The sequence below is a fragment of the Streptomyces sp. NPDC048349 genome (genome assembly GCF_040651925.1).
GTDB lineage: Bacteria > Actinomycetota > Actinomycetes > Streptomycetales > Streptomycetaceae > Streptomyces.
Genome location: NZ_JBEZLA010000020.1, coordinates 66,978 through 82,035 on the forward strand (window position 1 = coordinate 66,978; position 15,058 = coordinate 82,035).

The 15,058-nt window shown below is 70.1% G+C and carries 17 protein-coding genes; 11 read left to right on the forward strand and 6 right to left on the reverse strand.

All coding sequences use genetic code 11. The annotated features are described in order from the left end of the window. Positions 1–25: 25 nt before the first annotated feature. The 4 genes from AB0D44_RS13905 to AB0D44_RS13920 all read right to left on the reverse strand — a co-directional run bounded on the left by AB0D44_RS13905 (position 26) and on the right by AB0D44_RS13920 (position 2,892). A complete protein-coding gene (locus tag AB0D44_RS13905) occupies positions 26–199 on the reverse strand; it encodes a CsbD family protein (protein ID WP_362589273.1) in 174 nt (57 codons plus the stop codon). Positions 200–303: 104 nt separating this feature from the next. Then, complete coding sequence (locus AB0D44_RS13910) at positions 304–669, reverse strand: PRC-barrel domain containing protein (RefSeq protein WP_362589276.1); 366 nt, start codon at positions 667–669, stop codon at positions 304–306. A gap of 409 nt (positions 670–1,078) precedes the next feature. After that, entirely contained in the window at positions 1,079–1,528 is a 450-nt protein-coding gene (locus AB0D44_RS13915) for a hypothetical protein (protein WP_362589278.1), read from the reverse strand. Between the two features lie 80 nt (positions 1,529–1,608). Continuing rightward, positions 1,609–2,892, reverse strand: coding sequence for a hypothetical protein (locus AB0D44_RS13920; protein ID WP_362589281.1), 1,284 nt, complete (start codon positions 2,890–2,892; stop codon positions 1,609–1,611). 429 nt (positions 2,893–3,321) lie between these two features. Between AB0D44_RS13920 and AB0D44_RS13925 the strand changes: the two genes are divergently transcribed. The 7 genes from AB0D44_RS13925 to AB0D44_RS13955 all read left to right on the forward strand — a co-directional run bounded on the left by AB0D44_RS13925 (position 3,322) and on the right by AB0D44_RS13955 (position 8,890). Next, positions 3,322–4,434: an oxygenase MpaB family protein gene (locus AB0D44_RS13925; protein ID WP_362589284.1), complete on the forward strand. Its 1,113-nt coding sequence runs from the start codon at positions 3,322–3,324 to the stop codon at positions 4,432–4,434. Between the two features lie 175 nt (positions 4,435–4,609). Then, complete coding sequence (locus AB0D44_RS13930; protein WP_362589287.1) at positions 4,610–4,951, forward strand: DUF5713 family protein; 342 nt, start codon at positions 4,610–4,612, stop codon at positions 4,949–4,951. A gap of 224 nt (positions 4,952–5,175) precedes the next feature. Further along, complete coding sequence (locus AB0D44_RS13935) at positions 5,176–5,490, forward strand: NIPSNAP family protein (protein ID WP_362589290.1); 315 nt, start codon at positions 5,176–5,178, stop codon at positions 5,488–5,490. A 288-nt stretch (positions 5,491–5,778) separates the two neighbouring features. Next, the gene (locus AB0D44_RS13940) at positions 5,779–6,237 is read left to right on the forward strand and encodes a DUF4231 domain-containing protein (RefSeq protein ID WP_362589293.1); all 459 of its coding nucleotides are present in this window, start codon (positions 5,779–5,781) and stop codon (positions 6,235–6,237) included. 167 nt (positions 6,238–6,404) lie between these two features. Next, positions 6,405–6,845 (forward strand): VOC family protein, encoded by a 441-nt coding sequence (locus AB0D44_RS13945; protein WP_362589296.1) that lies wholly within the window; start codon positions 6,405–6,407, stop codon positions 6,843–6,845. Positions 6,846–7,121: 276 nt separating this feature from the next. Then, positions 7,122–8,117 carry an ABC transporter ATP-binding protein gene (locus tag AB0D44_RS13950; RefSeq protein ID WP_362589298.1) on the forward strand — a complete coding sequence of 332 codons (996 nt, stop codon included), beginning with the start codon at positions 7,122–7,124 and terminating at the stop codon, positions 8,115–8,117. Next, a complete protein-coding gene (locus tag AB0D44_RS13955; RefSeq protein WP_362589301.1) occupies positions 8,114–8,890 on the forward strand; it encodes an ABC transporter permease in 777 nt (258 codons plus the stop codon). The genes AB0D44_RS13950 and AB0D44_RS13955 overlap by 4 nt, the downstream gene beginning before the upstream one ends. A gap of 243 nt (positions 8,891–9,133) precedes the next feature. Here the strand turns inward: AB0D44_RS13955 and AB0D44_RS13960 are convergent, their stop codons facing one another. Then, complete coding sequence (locus AB0D44_RS13960) at positions 9,134–9,412, reverse strand: GlsB/YeaQ/YmgE family stress response membrane protein (protein WP_362589304.1); 279 nt, start codon at positions 9,410–9,412, stop codon at positions 9,134–9,136. A gap of 327 nt (positions 9,413–9,739) precedes the next feature. Between AB0D44_RS13960 and AB0D44_RS13965 the strand changes: the two genes are divergently transcribed. After that, on the forward strand, positions 9,740–10,786 hold the full coding sequence (locus AB0D44_RS13965) for a YhjD/YihY/BrkB family envelope integrity protein (RefSeq protein WP_362589307.1): 1,047 nt from the start codon (positions 9,740–9,742) through the stop codon (positions 10,784–10,786). Between the two features lie 139 nt (positions 10,787–10,925). On the opposite strand, the gene AB0D44_RS13970 is transcribed toward AB0D44_RS13965, so the two are convergent. Then, complete coding sequence (locus AB0D44_RS13970; protein WP_362589309.1) at positions 10,926–12,434, reverse strand: FAD-dependent oxidoreductase; 1,509 nt, start codon at positions 12,432–12,434, stop codon at positions 10,926–10,928. Positions 12,435–12,721: 287 nt separating this feature from the next. Between AB0D44_RS13970 and AB0D44_RS13975 the strand changes: the two genes are divergently transcribed. The 3 genes from AB0D44_RS13975 to AB0D44_RS13985 form a co-directional block, all read left to right on the forward strand. Next, complete coding sequence (locus tag AB0D44_RS13975; protein WP_362589311.1) at positions 12,722–13,906, forward strand: alcohol dehydrogenase catalytic domain-containing protein; 1,185 nt, start codon at positions 12,722–12,724, stop codon at positions 13,904–13,906. Positions 13,907–14,141: 235 nt separating this feature from the next. Next, on the forward strand, positions 14,142–14,357 hold the full coding sequence (locus tag AB0D44_RS13980) for a hypothetical protein (RefSeq protein WP_362589314.1): 216 nt from the start codon (positions 14,142–14,144) through the stop codon (positions 14,355–14,357). Positions 14,358–14,744: 387 nt separating this feature from the next. Beyond that, positions 14,745–15,058 (forward strand): hypothetical protein (locus tag AB0D44_RS13985; protein ID WP_362589317.1); only part of this gene is annotated, 314 nt, incomplete at its 3' end.

Here is a 15,058-nt window from a genome sequence, read left to right on the forward strand (position 1 = left end):
GCTCCGTACTCCGTGCGCGGTCAGGTCACCGCTTGAACATGTCCTTCATCTTTTCCTTGGCCTGGCGTGCATCGCCCTTCGCCCCTTCGGTGCGGCCCTCAGCGGTCAGACGCTCGTTGCCCACCAGGCGGCCGGCCGTTTCCTTGAGCTTGCCCTGTGCCTGCTCCGCCTTGGCCTTGCCCTTTTCGTCCTGCGACACAGCTGATCACTCCCTGGGGGTGCGGGGAACTGCCTTGCCCTCCGCGTGTGACCCGGATCGCGGCGGACAAACGTGCACGGCTCGGCCACGCCCGGCATCCGGGGTCAGGCAGGCGGGACGCCGAACGGCATGCCGGAGAGGTAATGCGAGCCCAGGGCCTGGCGATGGTCCTCGTTCCCGAGGTGCTCGTCCCGGTGGAACTCCGGAGCGGCCTTGATCTGTTCCTTCGTACGGTCCACGTAGACCTTCTCCGCCACGTGGTCGATCCGGGTCACCAGGCCGGCCGGCAGCAGGACCTCCTTGCCGAGGATCCACACTCCGGTGTCGACGACCAGATAGGCGTCGGTGACCTCGTCGGAGTGCTTGTCGACCTTGCCGACGCTGCCGTCGAGCGCCTCGACCGCGTAGCCGGTGAGGTCGGCGGCCAGGTAGTCGACGCCGGCGCGGTAGGCCCACACGTTCTCCGCCATGCGAAACAGCTCCTTCGATCCGAACTGTGGCCCCCTCGATCCCCGTCGTCCGGGCGCGCAGGGGCCTCCGTCGACGGCGCGCCTGCCCACGGACCCCCGCCTCCACTCGTCGGCGTGCGGGCCCGCCGACGTGCTCGGAAAAAAAGATGGGCATCCACTGTTTGGGCCCACCGAGAGCGGCCATAAGCGTGGTCACGGGAGACCGCGGCGGTGAGCGGCGCGGGTTCCCGAGCGGGCCCGAGCCGCGTGGTGGCACCCCCCGCCATCACGCGGCCGGCGCTCCGCCTCACACCCGGCCGGACCGGCGACCGAAACCGCCCGCGTGACCGCGGCACGTAGCGACCCCGGCGGCCTGGCCAGGCCAGGCCCGGCCAGGCCTCTCAGCGTCGCGTCGCCCTCCTCGCCGCTCTCAGCGCCAGATCGTCTGGACGGAATCGAACTGCACCCAGGTGATCGGGTTCCCGCTGTTGCCGCCGTAGATGGTCACGGATCCGGCGGTGTTGGCCTCGAAACGACAGGCGTTGATGCCCTGGCTGTTGTTGCGCGGGGCGGTGGCGCGGACCAGCGCGGTGGGGCGGAGCCCGGCCGGCAGGGTCGCGATCTTCGAGTCGACGGCGAGGTTGCAGGTCACCGACCCACGGGCCTGGAGGAAGACCGTACCGGCGATGGTGATCAGCCGGACCTGCGGAGTGGCTCCCGGCTGGGCGGTGACACCTGCTTCGAGGATGAGGTCGGTCCACGGCTGTGCCTCGACACCGCCCGCGGCGACGGCAGGGGTGGCAGCCACGAGGGTCGTCGTGGCCAGCGTGGCGGGCAGGGCGAGCGCGGCACCGAGGATACGGCGGCGGTTGTGGGACATGGGTGGCTGTCTCCTTGGCCTTGGCGAAGGGGTGGGTGAGGGGAAGGGAAGAAGCGGCGCGGGGCGAGGCCAGAGGCGCTTCAGCGCCAGACGGCGCTGAAGTCGTCCAACTGGGCCCAGGTGATGGGGTTCGTGGAGCGCCCGCCGTAGAGCCAGAGCTCCCGGACGGAGTCCGCCTCCGCCCGCGCGGTGCACACTCCGCCGCTGTTGTTGCGCGGCACACTGGCCCGGACGGCCATGCTCGGCGCCAGCGCGTCGGGCAGCGTACCGATCCGGGTGTCCGCCTCGAACGTCCCCTTCACCCCGCCGCTGAGCTGCAGCACCGTCGTCCCCGCGATGCTGATGAGCCGCCCCTGCGGGGCCCGCACGTCCGCGGTCACGCCGCTCGCCAGCGGGATCGGCTGCCAGTCGGCCAATACCTTCACCCCGTCGATCTCCGGCGCCCCGGACAGCGACAGGATGGTGCAGGTCCGCGGGCTGGGCTCTTCGCCGGCGAAGCCGAAGTGCACGTGCGGCACCCCGCTGCGCACGGATACGGCCATGCCCTCGGGTTCGCGCAGTTCCAGGCCGGGAGCGGCGGTGACGAACTGCTGGTCCAGCAGGGCGCCGGTGGCCCAGTCCACGGCGCTCAGGTACGTGTTGCCGGGCGGCTTGACCTCGTCCGAGTAGGCCTTGCCGGCCAGCATGTACAGCACGCCGCCGAGGGAGGCGTACCCCTGGAAGACCCCGTTCGCGTCCGGCTGGGTGATCCGGGACAGCGGCGTCCAGTCACCTGCCCTGGCCTTGTCCAGGTCGTAGGCCTCGAACATCATGCTGCCCGACTTGAAGCGGACGATCACACGGTTCGTCGTCGGGTCGATGGTGCAGGTCACGTTGGTGGCACCGAGCACCGGCCGGTACGGCTCGGCGAGCTGCGAGGAACCGGAGTCGATGACCGCGCCGCTGCGGAACTCGAAGTGGGTGACGGCAGTGCCGTAGCCCTCCTTCTCCTCCTCCGGCACGTTGGTGCCCATGGGGATGGACTCCGTCTCGGTCCACAGCCGCGAAACACCGTTGTGGTGCTCGACACCCATGGACACGCCGTGGCCGAATCCGCGCAGGTACATGTGCCCCGTGATGGTGCCCGCCTGACTGAGCCGGGTCACGGCCAGGTCGCCGGCGTACGCCCGCTGCCTGCCCGTCCTGGGGCCGGACTCGCCCGCCAGGGTGAGACCGCCCTCGACGACCTGGAGGACGAAGATCTCTCCGGTGACGGGATCGATGCCGAAGGACTGCATCACCGTGGTGTTCTGCAGCCGCCGCCGGTGGAGCAGTTTGCCCACCGGCCCCGATATGTCGATCTGTCCCTCGACGCTGACGCTCAACTGCGCCTCCTGCCGGTCCGCTCGCTCGTCTTGCTCAGCCAGCTCTTGCTGTTCTGACCGGGGCCAGTGTTGCAGCCGCGCGAACGCGCGAGTGACCGGGGTCGGTGACGACCGAGCGGACGCCGCCGCCCATCGGCCGACGCCCGCCCGAGCAGGCACGCCTCGATCCAGCAGGCTGGGTCCGTTTCGGGGGTTTTTCCGTGCTGCCGTCCACCGGCCGAGGGGCCCGCGGCCGCGCCGCAGATCGCGCCGCTCGGTGGGTGGTCAGCCCAGCCGGATCGATTCGGCTTGGTCTGTGCGAGTGAGGAGGGCTGCCCAAGCCCGACGCGGGCGGCTACAACCGTTGTGGACGAGGCGAATGCCGCAATTCCGGCACCCCCGACCCCACCCTCTTCCCCCGACGCGCAGTTTTCTGCGGTGGAGGCGATCATGCCCGCAACGAAGTGGACGGACGAACTGCTGGACCCGCTGCGCAAGGCCGGCGATCCGCCGGCCGACGCGGCGATCGAGGAGATCTACGCGCTGGGCCGGCAGGAGCAGGTACGTGAGGCCCTGCTCGTGCTGGGCGGCAACAGCCAGGCGGTCCCCGACGGGCTGCCGCCGAAGCTGCAGGAGTACTTCAGCCACTCGTCCGTCCTGCCGCAGTGGGCCGACGAGGTCCTGGTCGCCCGCGGGCAGAGCCTCTTGGGCCGCTACCAGGGGCACATCGTCACGACGCTGCTGTGCGGTTCCCTGCCCCTGTGCTACGGCTGCGGGGACGGCGCGCAGGTCCTCTACCGCTCGACCCGCCTGACCCAGGGCGTCTTCCGCCGGCTGATGGAGACCGCCCAGTTCGTGGTCGACGTCCTGGAGCCGGGCAGCCTGAAGCCGGGTGCACGCGGCGTGCGGTCCGCGCAGAAGATCCGGCTGCTGCACGCCACGATGCGCTACCACCTCGCCCGCAAGGACGACTGGGACACCTCCTGGGGAGTGCCCGTCAACCAGGAGGACCTGGCAGCGACCCTGATGAGTTTCGCCGTCATCATCCCCCAGGGCCTGGCCCGGCTCGGCGTCGAACTCCCCGCCCAGGACCGGGACGCGTTCTTCCACATCTGGCGGATCATCGGCCACATCATGGGCGTGAACGAACGCGTCGATCCCGCCTCATACGAGGACGGCACCGCACTCGTCGACGCGGTGCTGCGCCGCCAGCAGCGCCCCTCGGAGGCGGGCACCGTCCTGACCAAGAGCGTCCTCGACTTCATCCGCGAGGTTCTGCCCACCCCGCTGTTCGCCGGGGTCGGCCCCTCGCTGATCCGCCACCTGGCGGGCAACCGAGCCGCCGACGTCGTCTCCGTCCCGCCGGCGGACATCACCCAGCTCGCCCTCACCGTGCAATCGCCCCTCAGCCTCGGTTACGGCAAGGCCGGCGACACCGTTCCCCTGCTGGCCAAGGCCTCCAACGAACTCGGCCTGGCCGTCTTCAAGCAGGGCCTGCGGCTGTCGAACAAGGGCCGTCGCTACCAGTGGCAGGTCCCCACCGGGCTGACCCCCGCGCCCTGAACCGCAGCGCCTCCCCTGGCCGAGGGCGGACCTGCGCCGTGCCCGGAGCCCGTCGGGCCTTCCAGCCGGAGGAGGACCTCACCCCCCCCGGAGCTGGTCCACAGGGGCGGCGTCGTTGTCAGTGGTGTCGTGCATGATCGGAGCGTCAGTTCTTCCAGGGGGATGGGGAAGCGCAATGCCGATCACCAACCAGCAGGCAGCAGGGCGCGCGTTCCTGCGGCACATGTACGAGGACACCTACTTCCCCGATCACCTCGTCGACCAGGGCGCGGCGATCCTGCTGCGGCTGTGTGAGCGGATTGAGGCCGAACAGCCGTCGGATCTGGAGGCCCTGTACGCGCTCACTCACGCCGCGACGGAGGAGTTCAACCTTCTGCAGACGGAGTTCGAGGCAGCCGGGAGTGAAATCGAGACGGTCGCGCGTGAGTGGATCGCCGAGGACTTCTGTTTCGCCGCGTCGGCATACGGGTTCCCTGACGCGGACATAGAGGAGCTGATCGCCACGCGGGACTGGTGAGCGAGGTCCGCAAGGCCCTCTGCGGGCCCGGCCGGAGCCATTCGTCCAGCTCTGCCGCCGGCCCCCGGTGCACGGCGTCGCTGCCAGGCCCAGTCGGCCCCGACCGGCAGCGGCCCGACCCTGGCCTCCAGCCAGGCCGGAAGGTCCAGCGGCCGGACACCTCGTCCGTCTGCGCGAAGCCCGCTCTTCCGGCGCCGGATCAGGTCACCCGGCATGATGGGGCGGTGATCACCATTCATCTGAAGTACGAGATCGACGTCGACAAGCTCGAGGACTTCGAGGAGTACGGGCGCCGTTGGGTCAAGCTGGTCAATCGGTTCGGCGGCACCCACCACGGCTACTTCCTGCCCAGCGAGGGCGACAGCGACATCGCCTACGCCCTCTTCTCCTTCCCCGGCTTCGCCGCCTACGAGCAGTACCGCACGGACAGCCTGTCCGATCCGGAATGCCAGGCGGCCATCGACCTGGCCCGCGAAACCCGCTGCATCAAGCGGTACGAGCGCCGTTTCCTGCGCCCGCTCGACGCCCCCGACAGCTGAACACCCAGACCGCCGCGCCGCGCCCATCGGCCCATGACCGTCCACGAGCGCCCGACCCTCCGCATCGACCGCGAGCCCGCTGCGTGCCGCGAGGTCGGGGACGCCCGACACGATCGCCCACAGGGCCGGTCCGAGGCGAAAGCCGCTCCCGACCCGAGGTGCACGAGAGGGTGTCCAGGGCAGGTGAAGGCGCTCCGAGAACGCCGCCGTGGGCGGACGTATGCTGTGCGAACGCCAAGTGATGCACGGCGGGTTGGGGGAGAAGTGCAGCCGAACAGTGGGCCAGGTGTGGGTCTCGGCGCGACGGAGACTGCCGTCGCGCTGCTCATCAGGATTCGTCAAGGCAACGACTACGCGCGCGGCGGGAAGCGGCAGTTTCGCCGACGAGCCTCGGTGATCAAGATGCTGACACTGGCGCTGTCCGCTGCGTCCACCATCATCTTGGGCCTGCAGGACCTCAGTTCGTGGGCCAACCTGGCCTTCGCCTTGGTGGCTCTGGTGACCCTTCTCGGAGCCGTCGAGCCGTTCTTCAACTGGCGGTCCAGGTGGGTACTGATGGAGGAGACCCAGTACCGGTTTCACCGTCTTGCCGATGAGCTGGAGTACCTCCTCGCATCGACACCTGCGGATGCGCTGACGCACAGCCAGCTGGACGAAGTCTTCAACAGGTATCAGGCCACGTGGGATGACCTGAGCCGTTCCTGGCTGGAGCAGCGCCGGGAGTCGGCACAGCCATCGCGTACCTAGTCGGCGAGGGAAGCGAGAGGTCGACCCTTCCCGGTCCGGCAGCGCCGCGCCCGGCGGACGCCGACGCCATGCGGGGCGGCTACCACGGTTGGTCGAGGCCTGGGGATACGTCGTGTGGGCGGTGCGTCAGCGGCCGCCGTCCCGCCGGGGCGTTCTAGTGTGATGGCATGGAACAGCGCATCACCCTGGTGACCCTGGGAGTTTCCGATCTCGCACGCGCCAAGGCCTTCTACGAGGCCCTGGGCTGGCGGGGGCAGGAGGTCGAGGCGACGGTCTTCTTCCAGGCCGGCGGGCTCGCCCTGGTGCTGTGGGACCGGGACAAGCTGGCCCGCGACTGCGGCGTCGAGCCCGGACCGGCCGGAGGGTTTGGCGGGATCGCCCTGGCCCACAACGTCCGCTCCGAGGCCGAGGTCGACGAGCTGCTCGCCGCAGTACGACGGGCGGGCGGCAGCGTCACCAAGCCCGCGGCCGTGAACGCGATCGGGTTCTATTCCAGCGCTTTCGCGGACCCGGACGGCCACTGCTGGGAAGTCGCGTACAACCCGGGATTCCCCCTCGCTGCGGACGGCTCGGTCACCCTGCCCGATTTCGGTGCGACGGACAACTGATTGACCCACGCCGCAACCACCCGCAGTGACGCCGCTGCCCTTCCCCCCTGGGCCCGGACGGCGGTCCCGGTCGCCCGGTGTGCCGTCTCGTCGGCGCCGCTCCCACCGACTGGGCAGAGCGCCGGCGTGCCGTCGACACACCCGTGTGCGCCCCCTGTGGGGGAGAAGGCGCGCGCAGGAGCCCCCTCATCTGGCCCCTGTCATCGCCGAAGCATCGCTGGATGAACGTGCACAAACTTCGCATGTGCGGCATGCGTGCGATCTATATTGCGGCGTGTGATCCAGTTACGTGGGCTTACCAAGCGGTACGGGGACAAAACCGCAGTCGACCACCTGACGTTCACCGTGCGCCCCGGCACGGTGACCGGCTTCCTGGGCCCGAACGGTGCGGGCAAGACGACGACCATGCGGATGATGCTGGACCTGGACCGGCCGACCGGTGGCAGCGTCAGCATCGGCGGCAAGCGCTACAGCGAGCTGCGCGAACCGATGAAGCAGATCGGCGCGCTGCTGGACGCAAAGGCCCTGCACCCGGCCCGCACCGCCTACCACCACCTGCTGTGGCTGGCACGGTCGAACAGGATCCCGGACCGCAGGGTCGGAGAGATCCTGGAGACGGTCGGACTCGCCGACGTGGCGCACCAGCGCGCGGGTGCCTTCTCGCTCGGTATGGGGCAACGGCTCGGCATCGCCGCCGCGCTGCTCGGTGAGCCCGAGACGCTGGTGCTCGACGAGCCCGTCAACGGACTCGACCCCGAGGGCATTCTCTGGATCCGCAACCTGATGAAGCAACTGGCGGCCCAGGGCCGTACGGTCTTCGTCTCCAGCCACCTCATGAGCGAGATGGCGTTGACGGCCGACCACCTGATCGTCATCGGCCGCGGCCGGCTGCTGGCCGACACGTCCACGGCGGACTTCATCGAGGACAACTCCCGCTCCGTCGTACGGCTGCGCACCACTCAGCCAGAGCGGATGCTCGACGTACTGGCCGCCCAGGGGATCGCCCCGGTCCGCACGGGGGACGGGGCCTTCGAGATCCAGGACGGCAACGCCGAGGCACTCGGCGAACTCGCCGCCGCCCACCGGATCGCGCTGCTCGAGATCGGTACGCACCGCGCCTCACTGGAGGAGGCGTTCATGCGGCTCACCGCGGGGTCGCTCGAGTACCAGGCCGGCGGCGGCACCGTGGACGGCGACCTCACCCTCTCCGGGGCTCCGTCCCCGGACCAGGCGCCGGCGCTGATCCGCTCCCGCACCGGGGAGGAGGCATGACCATGGCCGCAACCACTGCCGTCCTCAGGGCGGAGTGGACGAAGATCCGGACCGTCAGCTCATCGAAGTGGACGCTGACGGCCGCGTTCTTCTCGACCATCGGCCTCGGTGCCCTGCTGAGCGTCATCCTGGGCGGCGAGTTCGACACCCTCGGCGCTGCTGAGCAGGCCGCCTTCGACCCGGTGATGACCAGCTTCATCGGCATGGGCCTCGGCCAGCTCGCGATGATCACCTTCGGCGTGCTGGTGGTCACGAGCGAGTACGGCACGGGGATGATCCGCACCACCCTCGCCGCCGTACCGCAGCGCGGCCTGCTGTACGGGGCCAGGGCCGCGGCCGCCGCCCTGCCGGGCCTGGCCGTCGGTATGGCCACCAGCATCGCGACGTTCTTCGTCGGCCAGACGCTCCTCGGTGACCACGGCGCTTCTCTCGGCGACCCCGGCGTGCTGAGGGCGGTCACCGGCGCCGGGGTGTACCTGACGCTCATGCTGCTGTTCGCGGTCGGCGTCGCCACGATGCTGCGCAAGGCGGTGTTGTCCCTCAGCGTCCTGATGGCCTACTTCTTCATGATCGCGCCGATCTTCAACTTCGTGCCGGCGACCAGGAAGGTCGGCTACTTCTTTCCCGACCAGGCGGGCACGAGCGTCATGCAGGTGGTGCAACAGGCGGACGGGCCGCCGTACGGCCCGTGGGCGGGCCTCGGCATCATGGCGCTCTGGGCCGCGGCCTCCCTGGCCGGCGGCTACTTCGCCCTCAAGCGCAACGACGCCTGAGGACCGGAGGTCTCCGGCCGGCGTCAGGGCCGGAGCCGGAGCCGGCGTCGGCGCAGGTGGCAGGGCTGGGCTCGGCGGGATGCACCTGCTCACCGAGTGCGGCGGGACAGACGCCTTGGGCACGTACCCGGTCCCGGAAGTCGTCCATCCCATGCCCTCCCACGTGCGAACGGCTCCCCCTCCAGGTGAGGGGGAGCCGTTCGCGGTGGACGGTGCGGCCTGCGGCCGGCCTACCGGCCGGGGTCAGGCGTGTCGGTGGGAGTGCCGGTTTCCGGTGACGAGGCGGTAGAGGGCCAGGAGGATCAGGGATCCGACGATGGCGGCGATCCAGGTGGACAGGTCGAAGAACCCGTCGATGGAGTCGACACCGAAGATGACCTTGCCGAGCCAGCCGCCCAGCAGGCCTCCTGCGATACCGATGAGCATGGTGATGATGATTCCGCCCGGGTCCTTGCCCGGCATGAGCGCCTTGGCTATGAGGCCGGCCAGCAGTCCGATGAGGATCCAAGCGATGATGCCCATGATGCGTCTCCCGCCTTTGCGCTGTGAAGTCTGTCAAGTCGCTTCTGCACGCTGCTCGCGATTCCAAACCCAGGCCGCCTGGAGTCGGCGGCCGACCCCTCGGGCCACGTGGGCCTCGCAGCACTGCAACCGCAACCGCAACCCCAACCGCCACCGCAACCCCAACCGCCACCGCCACCGCATCGCGCACGGGCCTCTTCGAACCCTGCCCGGCGCCCTTGGCCACGGGCTGCTCCGTACACGCCGTACACGCCACGCCGTACACGTCGCCCGCCACATTCATCGATGCCCGCACATGAGTAGCGCGTAAGTGGAAAGCCGCAGGACATGACACTCACACCGAAGCCTGACCATGGCGGGGAACCGGAGCGGGCGGGCGGCGGTCGGCAGGCCGTGGCAGGCCCCGACGAGCAGGTCGAGGAACGGGCACCGGACCAGCTTTCCGCTCTGTCCAAGCGGTCCTGGAAGGAAGTGCTGCGCGGCACCCTGAAGGAGTTCAAAGACGACGAGCTGGCCGACCGGGCCGCGGCGCTGACCTATTACGGCGTGCTGGCCCTCTTCCCGGCCCTCCTGGTGCTGGTGTCCATACTCGGCATCGCGGGGGAGTCGACGACGCAGAGGGTCCTGGACAACCTCCAGAGGCTGACTCCCGGTTCCGCCCGGGACGTGATCACCAACGCGGTGCAGCAGCTCCAGGGCAACGCCGGGGTCGGATCACTCGTGGCGATCGTGGGCCTGGTCGTCGCGGTGTGGTCGGCCTCCGGCTATGTCGCCGCGTTCATCCGCACCTCGAACGCCGTCTACGACATGCCCGAGGGCCGACCGGTGTGGAAGGTGCTGCCGCTGCGGCTGGCCCTCACCGTCGCGCTGATGGTCCTCGCCTGCGCCAGCGCGCTCATCGTGGTCTTCACCGGCAGCCTGGCACGGCAGGTCGGTGCGGCCCTGGGCATCGGTGACAGTGCGCTGACGGTGTGGTCGTTCGCGAAGTGGCCGGTCCTGGTCCTCCTCGTCACGATCATGATCGCGCTCCTCTACTGGGCCGCCCCGAACGCCAAGGGCCGCGGACTGAAGTGGTTGACGCCGGGCAGCTTCCTCGCCCTGGTCATCTGGATGATCGCCTCGGCCGGCTTCGCGTTCTACGTCGCGAACTTCGGTTCGTACAACAAGACGTACGGCACGCTCGCCGGCGTGATCGTCTTCCTCATCTGGCTGTGGATCACCAACCTGGCGATCCTCCTCGGGCTGGAGTTCGACGCTGAACTGAGTCGTCAGCGGGCGATCGCCGGTGGTCTGCCCGAGGACACGGAGCCCTACGTCCAGCCGCGTGACACCAGGGCCTGGAGCGAGGCGGACCAACGCCGTATGGAGCGGTGAACGCACACAACGCCATGGCTTGGCTCTGACCAGCTCTTTCGCCCGCATCGCCATGGCTCGGTGCTCACCAGGCCGTCGCCCGTCGCAACCGCTCCGCCCGCCCCGGGCCGCCGTCCGCAACCGCTCCGCCCGCCCCGGGTCAGAGTTCTCCGGGATCCTGTCGCTCCAGCGGGCGGAGCGCCGGCCCTTGCAGGACCTCGCCGTCGATGCCGAAGCGGGAACCGTGGCACGGGCATTCCCACGTCCGCTCCGCATTGTTGAAGCCGACGATGCACCCGAGGTGGGTGCAGACGGCGGAGACGGCATGCAGCTCGCCCTGGTCGTCGCGGTGCACGGCGCACGGCTTGCCGCCGACCCGGACCACGGTGGCCTCACCAGGCTCCAGACTCCGGACCGGGCCGTGGGTACCGTCGCCGAGCGTGTCCAGGCGGTCCTTGACGAAGTGCTTGCCGGTGTCCCACTGGGCCTTGAGGAACGTCGGCGCGGACCGGAGCGCGGAGCCGATGCGGCGTGGGTCGTAGAGACCGGACCAGGGCTCCTCTCCGCCGCTGACGAGCGTGGAGATGATTGTCGCGGCGAGGACCCCGCCCGTCATGCCCCAGCCGGCGAAGCCGGTGGCGACGTAGACGTCGTCACCACCCCCGGGGAGCCGCCCGATGAGGGGCAGATGGTCCGTGGCGCTGTTGTCCTGCGCTGCCCACCGGTAGCCGATCGTGAAACCGGGGAAATGCTCCTCGGCCCAGGTTTGGAGCCGGGCGTACCCCGCCTCGGTGTCTGCGCCGGTACCGGGAGTGAACATTTCTCCGGTGACGATCAGGAGCCGGCTGCCGTCCGCGAGCGGCGCCGTGCGGACGGAGCGCTTGCCACCCTCCTCCGTGATGTACATGCCCTCGGGGTCGCGACCAGCGGGCAGGGAGCCCGCGATCACCAGGTCGCGGTGCTGGGTCAGCCGGGTGCTGAGCACAGCGTTGTCGAAGAGGGGATGGTGGGTGGCCACGACGACGTGCCGGGCGGAGACGGTGGCCCCGGCATCGGTGGTGAGTCGGCAGGGGTCCCCGTAGTCGAGGTCGGTGACGCGGGTGCCTTCGTGGATCCGCCCGCCGCGCGCGACGAGGTCGTCGACGAGTCCGCGCAGGTACTTGAGCGGGTGGAACTGTGCCTGGTCCTCCACCCGGACGGCCCCAGCAACAGGGAAGGGCAGGCCGGTCTCGGTGACGAAAGAAGCGGTCAGGCCAGCTGATCGGGCCGCCTCGGCCTCTGCGCGCAACGCCTCGACGCCCTCGGGCTGCTCGCAGTAGGTGAGTGCCGGGCGCGTCTCGAGTTCGCAGCCGATGCCGAGCTCCCCGGCCACGTCCACGACGTGCCGCAGCGCGGAGCTCTGGGACGCCGCGTACTGGCGGGCGGCGTCGTCCCCGTGCTTGGTCCGCAGCATGTCGTACACGGTGGTGTGGAGGGCGGTGAGCTTTCCCGTCGTGTGCCCCGTGACGCCTGACGCGAGCCGGTCCGCCTCCAGTACGACGACACTGAGCCCCGCCCGGGCGAGTTCCCACGCCGTGCTGAGGCCGACGATGCCGCTGCCGATCACCGCCGCGTCCGCCTCCGCGGTCCCCGAGAGCGGGCCGAAGGACGGAAAAGCGGCCGTCTGCATCCAGTAGGAGCGTCCAGAGTCCAGAAAACGATTCATAACGTGCGACTGCCCCCGCGCACCCACCCTGATGCGCTGCCGTCCCCCTGACCACCCACTCTGCCCATCCGCCCCTCCAGCCCACCCCGCCCGTCCTGCGCATCGAGCCCGGACAGTCCCGGCCCGCTGACGGCGGCCCTGAGGAATACCCGCCCATTCCGGTTCGTCGGCGAGGCAGGGGGCACGCGCACCGTGGGGGAGACCGGCAGCGCAGACGGCAGAACGATCAGTACCGCCGGCAAGGAGGCATCATGAGGGCTCTCACATGGCACGGCAAGCGGGACGTACGCGTCGACACGGTGCCCGATCCCGCGATCCGCGAAGGCGACGACATCATCGTCAAGATCACGACGACCGGTCTGTGCGGCTCCGACCTGCACCTGTACGAAGTGCTCGGGGCCTTCCTCGACCCCGGAGACATCCTGGGCCACGAGCCCATGGGCATCGTCGAGGAGGTCGGACCCGCGGTCACCGCCGTGAAGGCGGGGGACCGGGTGGTGGTCCCCTTCAACATCTCCTGCGGCACGTGCTACATGTGCACCCGCGGACTCCAGTCCCAGTGCGAGACGACGCAGGTCCACGAGCACGGCACCGGCGCGTCCCTGTTCGGCTACACGAAGCTCTACGGCCAGGTGCCGGGCGGCCAGGCCGAATACCTCCGCGTCCCGTTCGGCAATGCGCTTCCCGTCCCCGTCCCGGACGGCCCGCCCGACGACCGGTTCGTCTACCTGTCGGACGTCCTGCCCACGGCCTGGCAGGCGGTCGCGTACGCGGACATTCCGCCGGACGGCAGCGTCGCTGTGCTGGGCCTCGGGCCCATCGGCGACATGAGCTGCCGCATCGCGGCACACCGCGGCGCCGGGACGGTCATCGGCATCGACCTCGTTCCGGAACGCCTGGACCGGGCCCGTCAGCGAGGTTTCCATACCCTGGACGTCCGGCAGAGCAGTGACGACCTGGTGGACGCCGTGCGCGAGCTGACCGGTGGCCGGGGCGCCGATGCCGTCATCGACGCCGTAGGAATGGAGGCGCACGGCAGCCGCATCGCCACCGCCGCGCAGGGCATGACCACTCTCCTGCCGGACGCCCTCGCCGCGGCCCTGATGAAGCGTGCCGGGATCGACCGGCTCTCCGCCCTGCACACCGCGATCGACCTCGTCCGCCGCGGCGGCACCGTATCGGTGGTCGGGGTGTACGGCGGCGCGGTCGATCCGCTACCCCTGCTGACCATGTTCGACAAGCAGCTCACGGTGCGCATGGGCCAGGCCAACGTACGGCGCTGGGTCGACGACATCCTTCCCCTGCTCACCGACGGGGACCCCCTGGGGGTGGACGACTTCGCCACCCACCGGCTGCCTCTGGAAGAGGCACCCGACGCGTACGAGATGTTCCAGAAGAAGCGGGACGGCGCCGTCAAGGTCCTCTTCACCCCCTGACGGCCGGCGCGACTGGCGCCCCAGGGGCCGGTGCCGGCGCGCAGGGCCTCGCGAAGAGCCGCGCCGGCCACGCACGGCCCCACCCGTCCACGGCACCGTCGTCGTCGATCCACGTCACCCGTTACGCGTGTGACGTGCCGAGAGCGGGGCAGGCGGAAAGGCGCGACGGCAGGCAGCAAACCCTTCTGTCGTCTTCCGGCTTTCCTGTCCGACCCCGCGTGCAAGGAGACCCGTCATGCAGAACGCCCCCTCGGAGCCCGAACTTCCGGATCGAGTGCCGGAGAAGCGGAACGCTGTCACCCCCGACCTCCCGCCCTTGGACCCGGGCGCCCCCGACCTCCCGGACGCCGCAGCCGAACGGCCCCGGCGCGACGGCCCCGCCCCGGACAAGGAGGGAACGCAGCCCGCGGCCGGCCCGGGCAACGTCAGGCCCCAGGAGCCAACCGACTGACCTGCGCACGAGAGCCACACACCACCGAGCCGCGGCGCGAAGGGCGGCGACGACGCCACGGTTCGCGGGCCGCGCCTGGCCTGCTCGCGGCCGACGCCTACGCAGGTGCAAGCGGAATGGTGTGCTGGTAACGGCGGAAGCAGGACGGGACTGCGAGATGCGCAAGCCGGTTGCGGGTCGGCGACGGACGGTGTTGGCTCTCTTTGGATCATGCCCGGCGATGGTGCCGGGCATATTGACCGGGGGGACCCACATGCGCATACGTACTCGCCGAATTCGAGGATTCGCGGCAGCTGTTGCCGTGGCCGGGGTGGTGGCCGGCCTCGCTCTCGCAACCGGCATGGCCCAGGCCCAGTCCGCGACGTCGGCTCCGACGCCGACCACCACATGCACGCCGACCCCAACCCGCGCGCCGGTCCCGACGGTGAACCCGACGCCTGCGCCGACTTCTTCGCCGGTGCCGACGGTGTATCCGACGCCTGCGCCGACTTCTTCGCCGGTGCCGACGGTGTATCCGACGTCTGCGCCGACTTCTTCGCCGGTGCCGACGGTGTATCCGACGCCTGGGCCGACTTCTTCGCCGGTGCCGACGGTGTATCCGACGTCTGCGCCGACTTCTTCGCCGGTGCCGACGGTGTATCCGACGTCTGCGCCGACTTCTTCGCCGGTGCCGACGGTGTATCCGACGCCTGGGCCGACTG

What these genes read in the sequence shown, in the direction of transcription:
- AB0D44_RS13910 (WP_362589276.1), bottom strand. Translation starts at nt 669, where the DNA reads ATGGCGGAGAACGTGTGGGCCTACCGCGCCGGCGTCGACTACCTGGCC.
- AB0D44_RS13915 (WP_362589278.1), bottom strand. Translation starts at nt 1,528, where the DNA reads ATGTCCCACAACCGCCGCCGTATCCTCGGTGCCGCGCTCGCCCTGCCC.
- AB0D44_RS13925 (WP_362589284.1), top strand. Translation starts at nt 3,322, where the DNA reads ATGCCCGCAACGAAGTGGACGGACGAACTGCTGGACCCGCTGCGCAAG.
- AB0D44_RS13930 (WP_362589287.1), top strand. Translation starts at nt 4,610, where the DNA reads ATGCCGATCACCAACCAGCAGGCAGCAGGGCGCGCGTTCCTGCGGCAC.
- AB0D44_RS13945 (WP_362589296.1), top strand. Translation starts at nt 6,405, where the DNA reads ATGGAACAGCGCATCACCCTGGTGACCCTGGGAGTTTCCGATCTCGCA.
- AB0D44_RS13955 (WP_362589301.1), top strand. Translation starts at nt 8,114, where the DNA reads ATGACCATGGCCGCAACCACTGCCGTCCTCAGGGCGGAGTGGACGAAG.
- AB0D44_RS13960 (WP_362589304.1), bottom strand. Translation starts at nt 9,412, where the DNA reads ATGGGCATCATCGCTTGGATCCTCATCGGACTGCTGGCCGGCCTCATA.
- AB0D44_RS13965 (WP_362589307.1), top strand. Translation starts at nt 9,740, where the DNA reads ATGACACTCACACCGAAGCCTGACCATGGCGGGGAACCGGAGCGGGCG.
- AB0D44_RS13970 (WP_362589309.1), bottom strand. Translation starts at nt 12,434, where the DNA reads ATGCAGACGGCCGCTTTTCCGTCCTTCGGCCCGCTCTCGGGGACCGCG.
- AB0D44_RS13975 (WP_362589311.1), top strand. Translation starts at nt 12,722, where the DNA reads ATGAGGGCTCTCACATGGCACGGCAAGCGGGACGTACGCGTCGACACG.
- AB0D44_RS13980 (WP_362589314.1), top strand. Translation starts at nt 14,142, where the DNA reads ATGCAGAACGCCCCCTCGGAGCCCGAACTTCCGGATCGAGTGCCGGAG.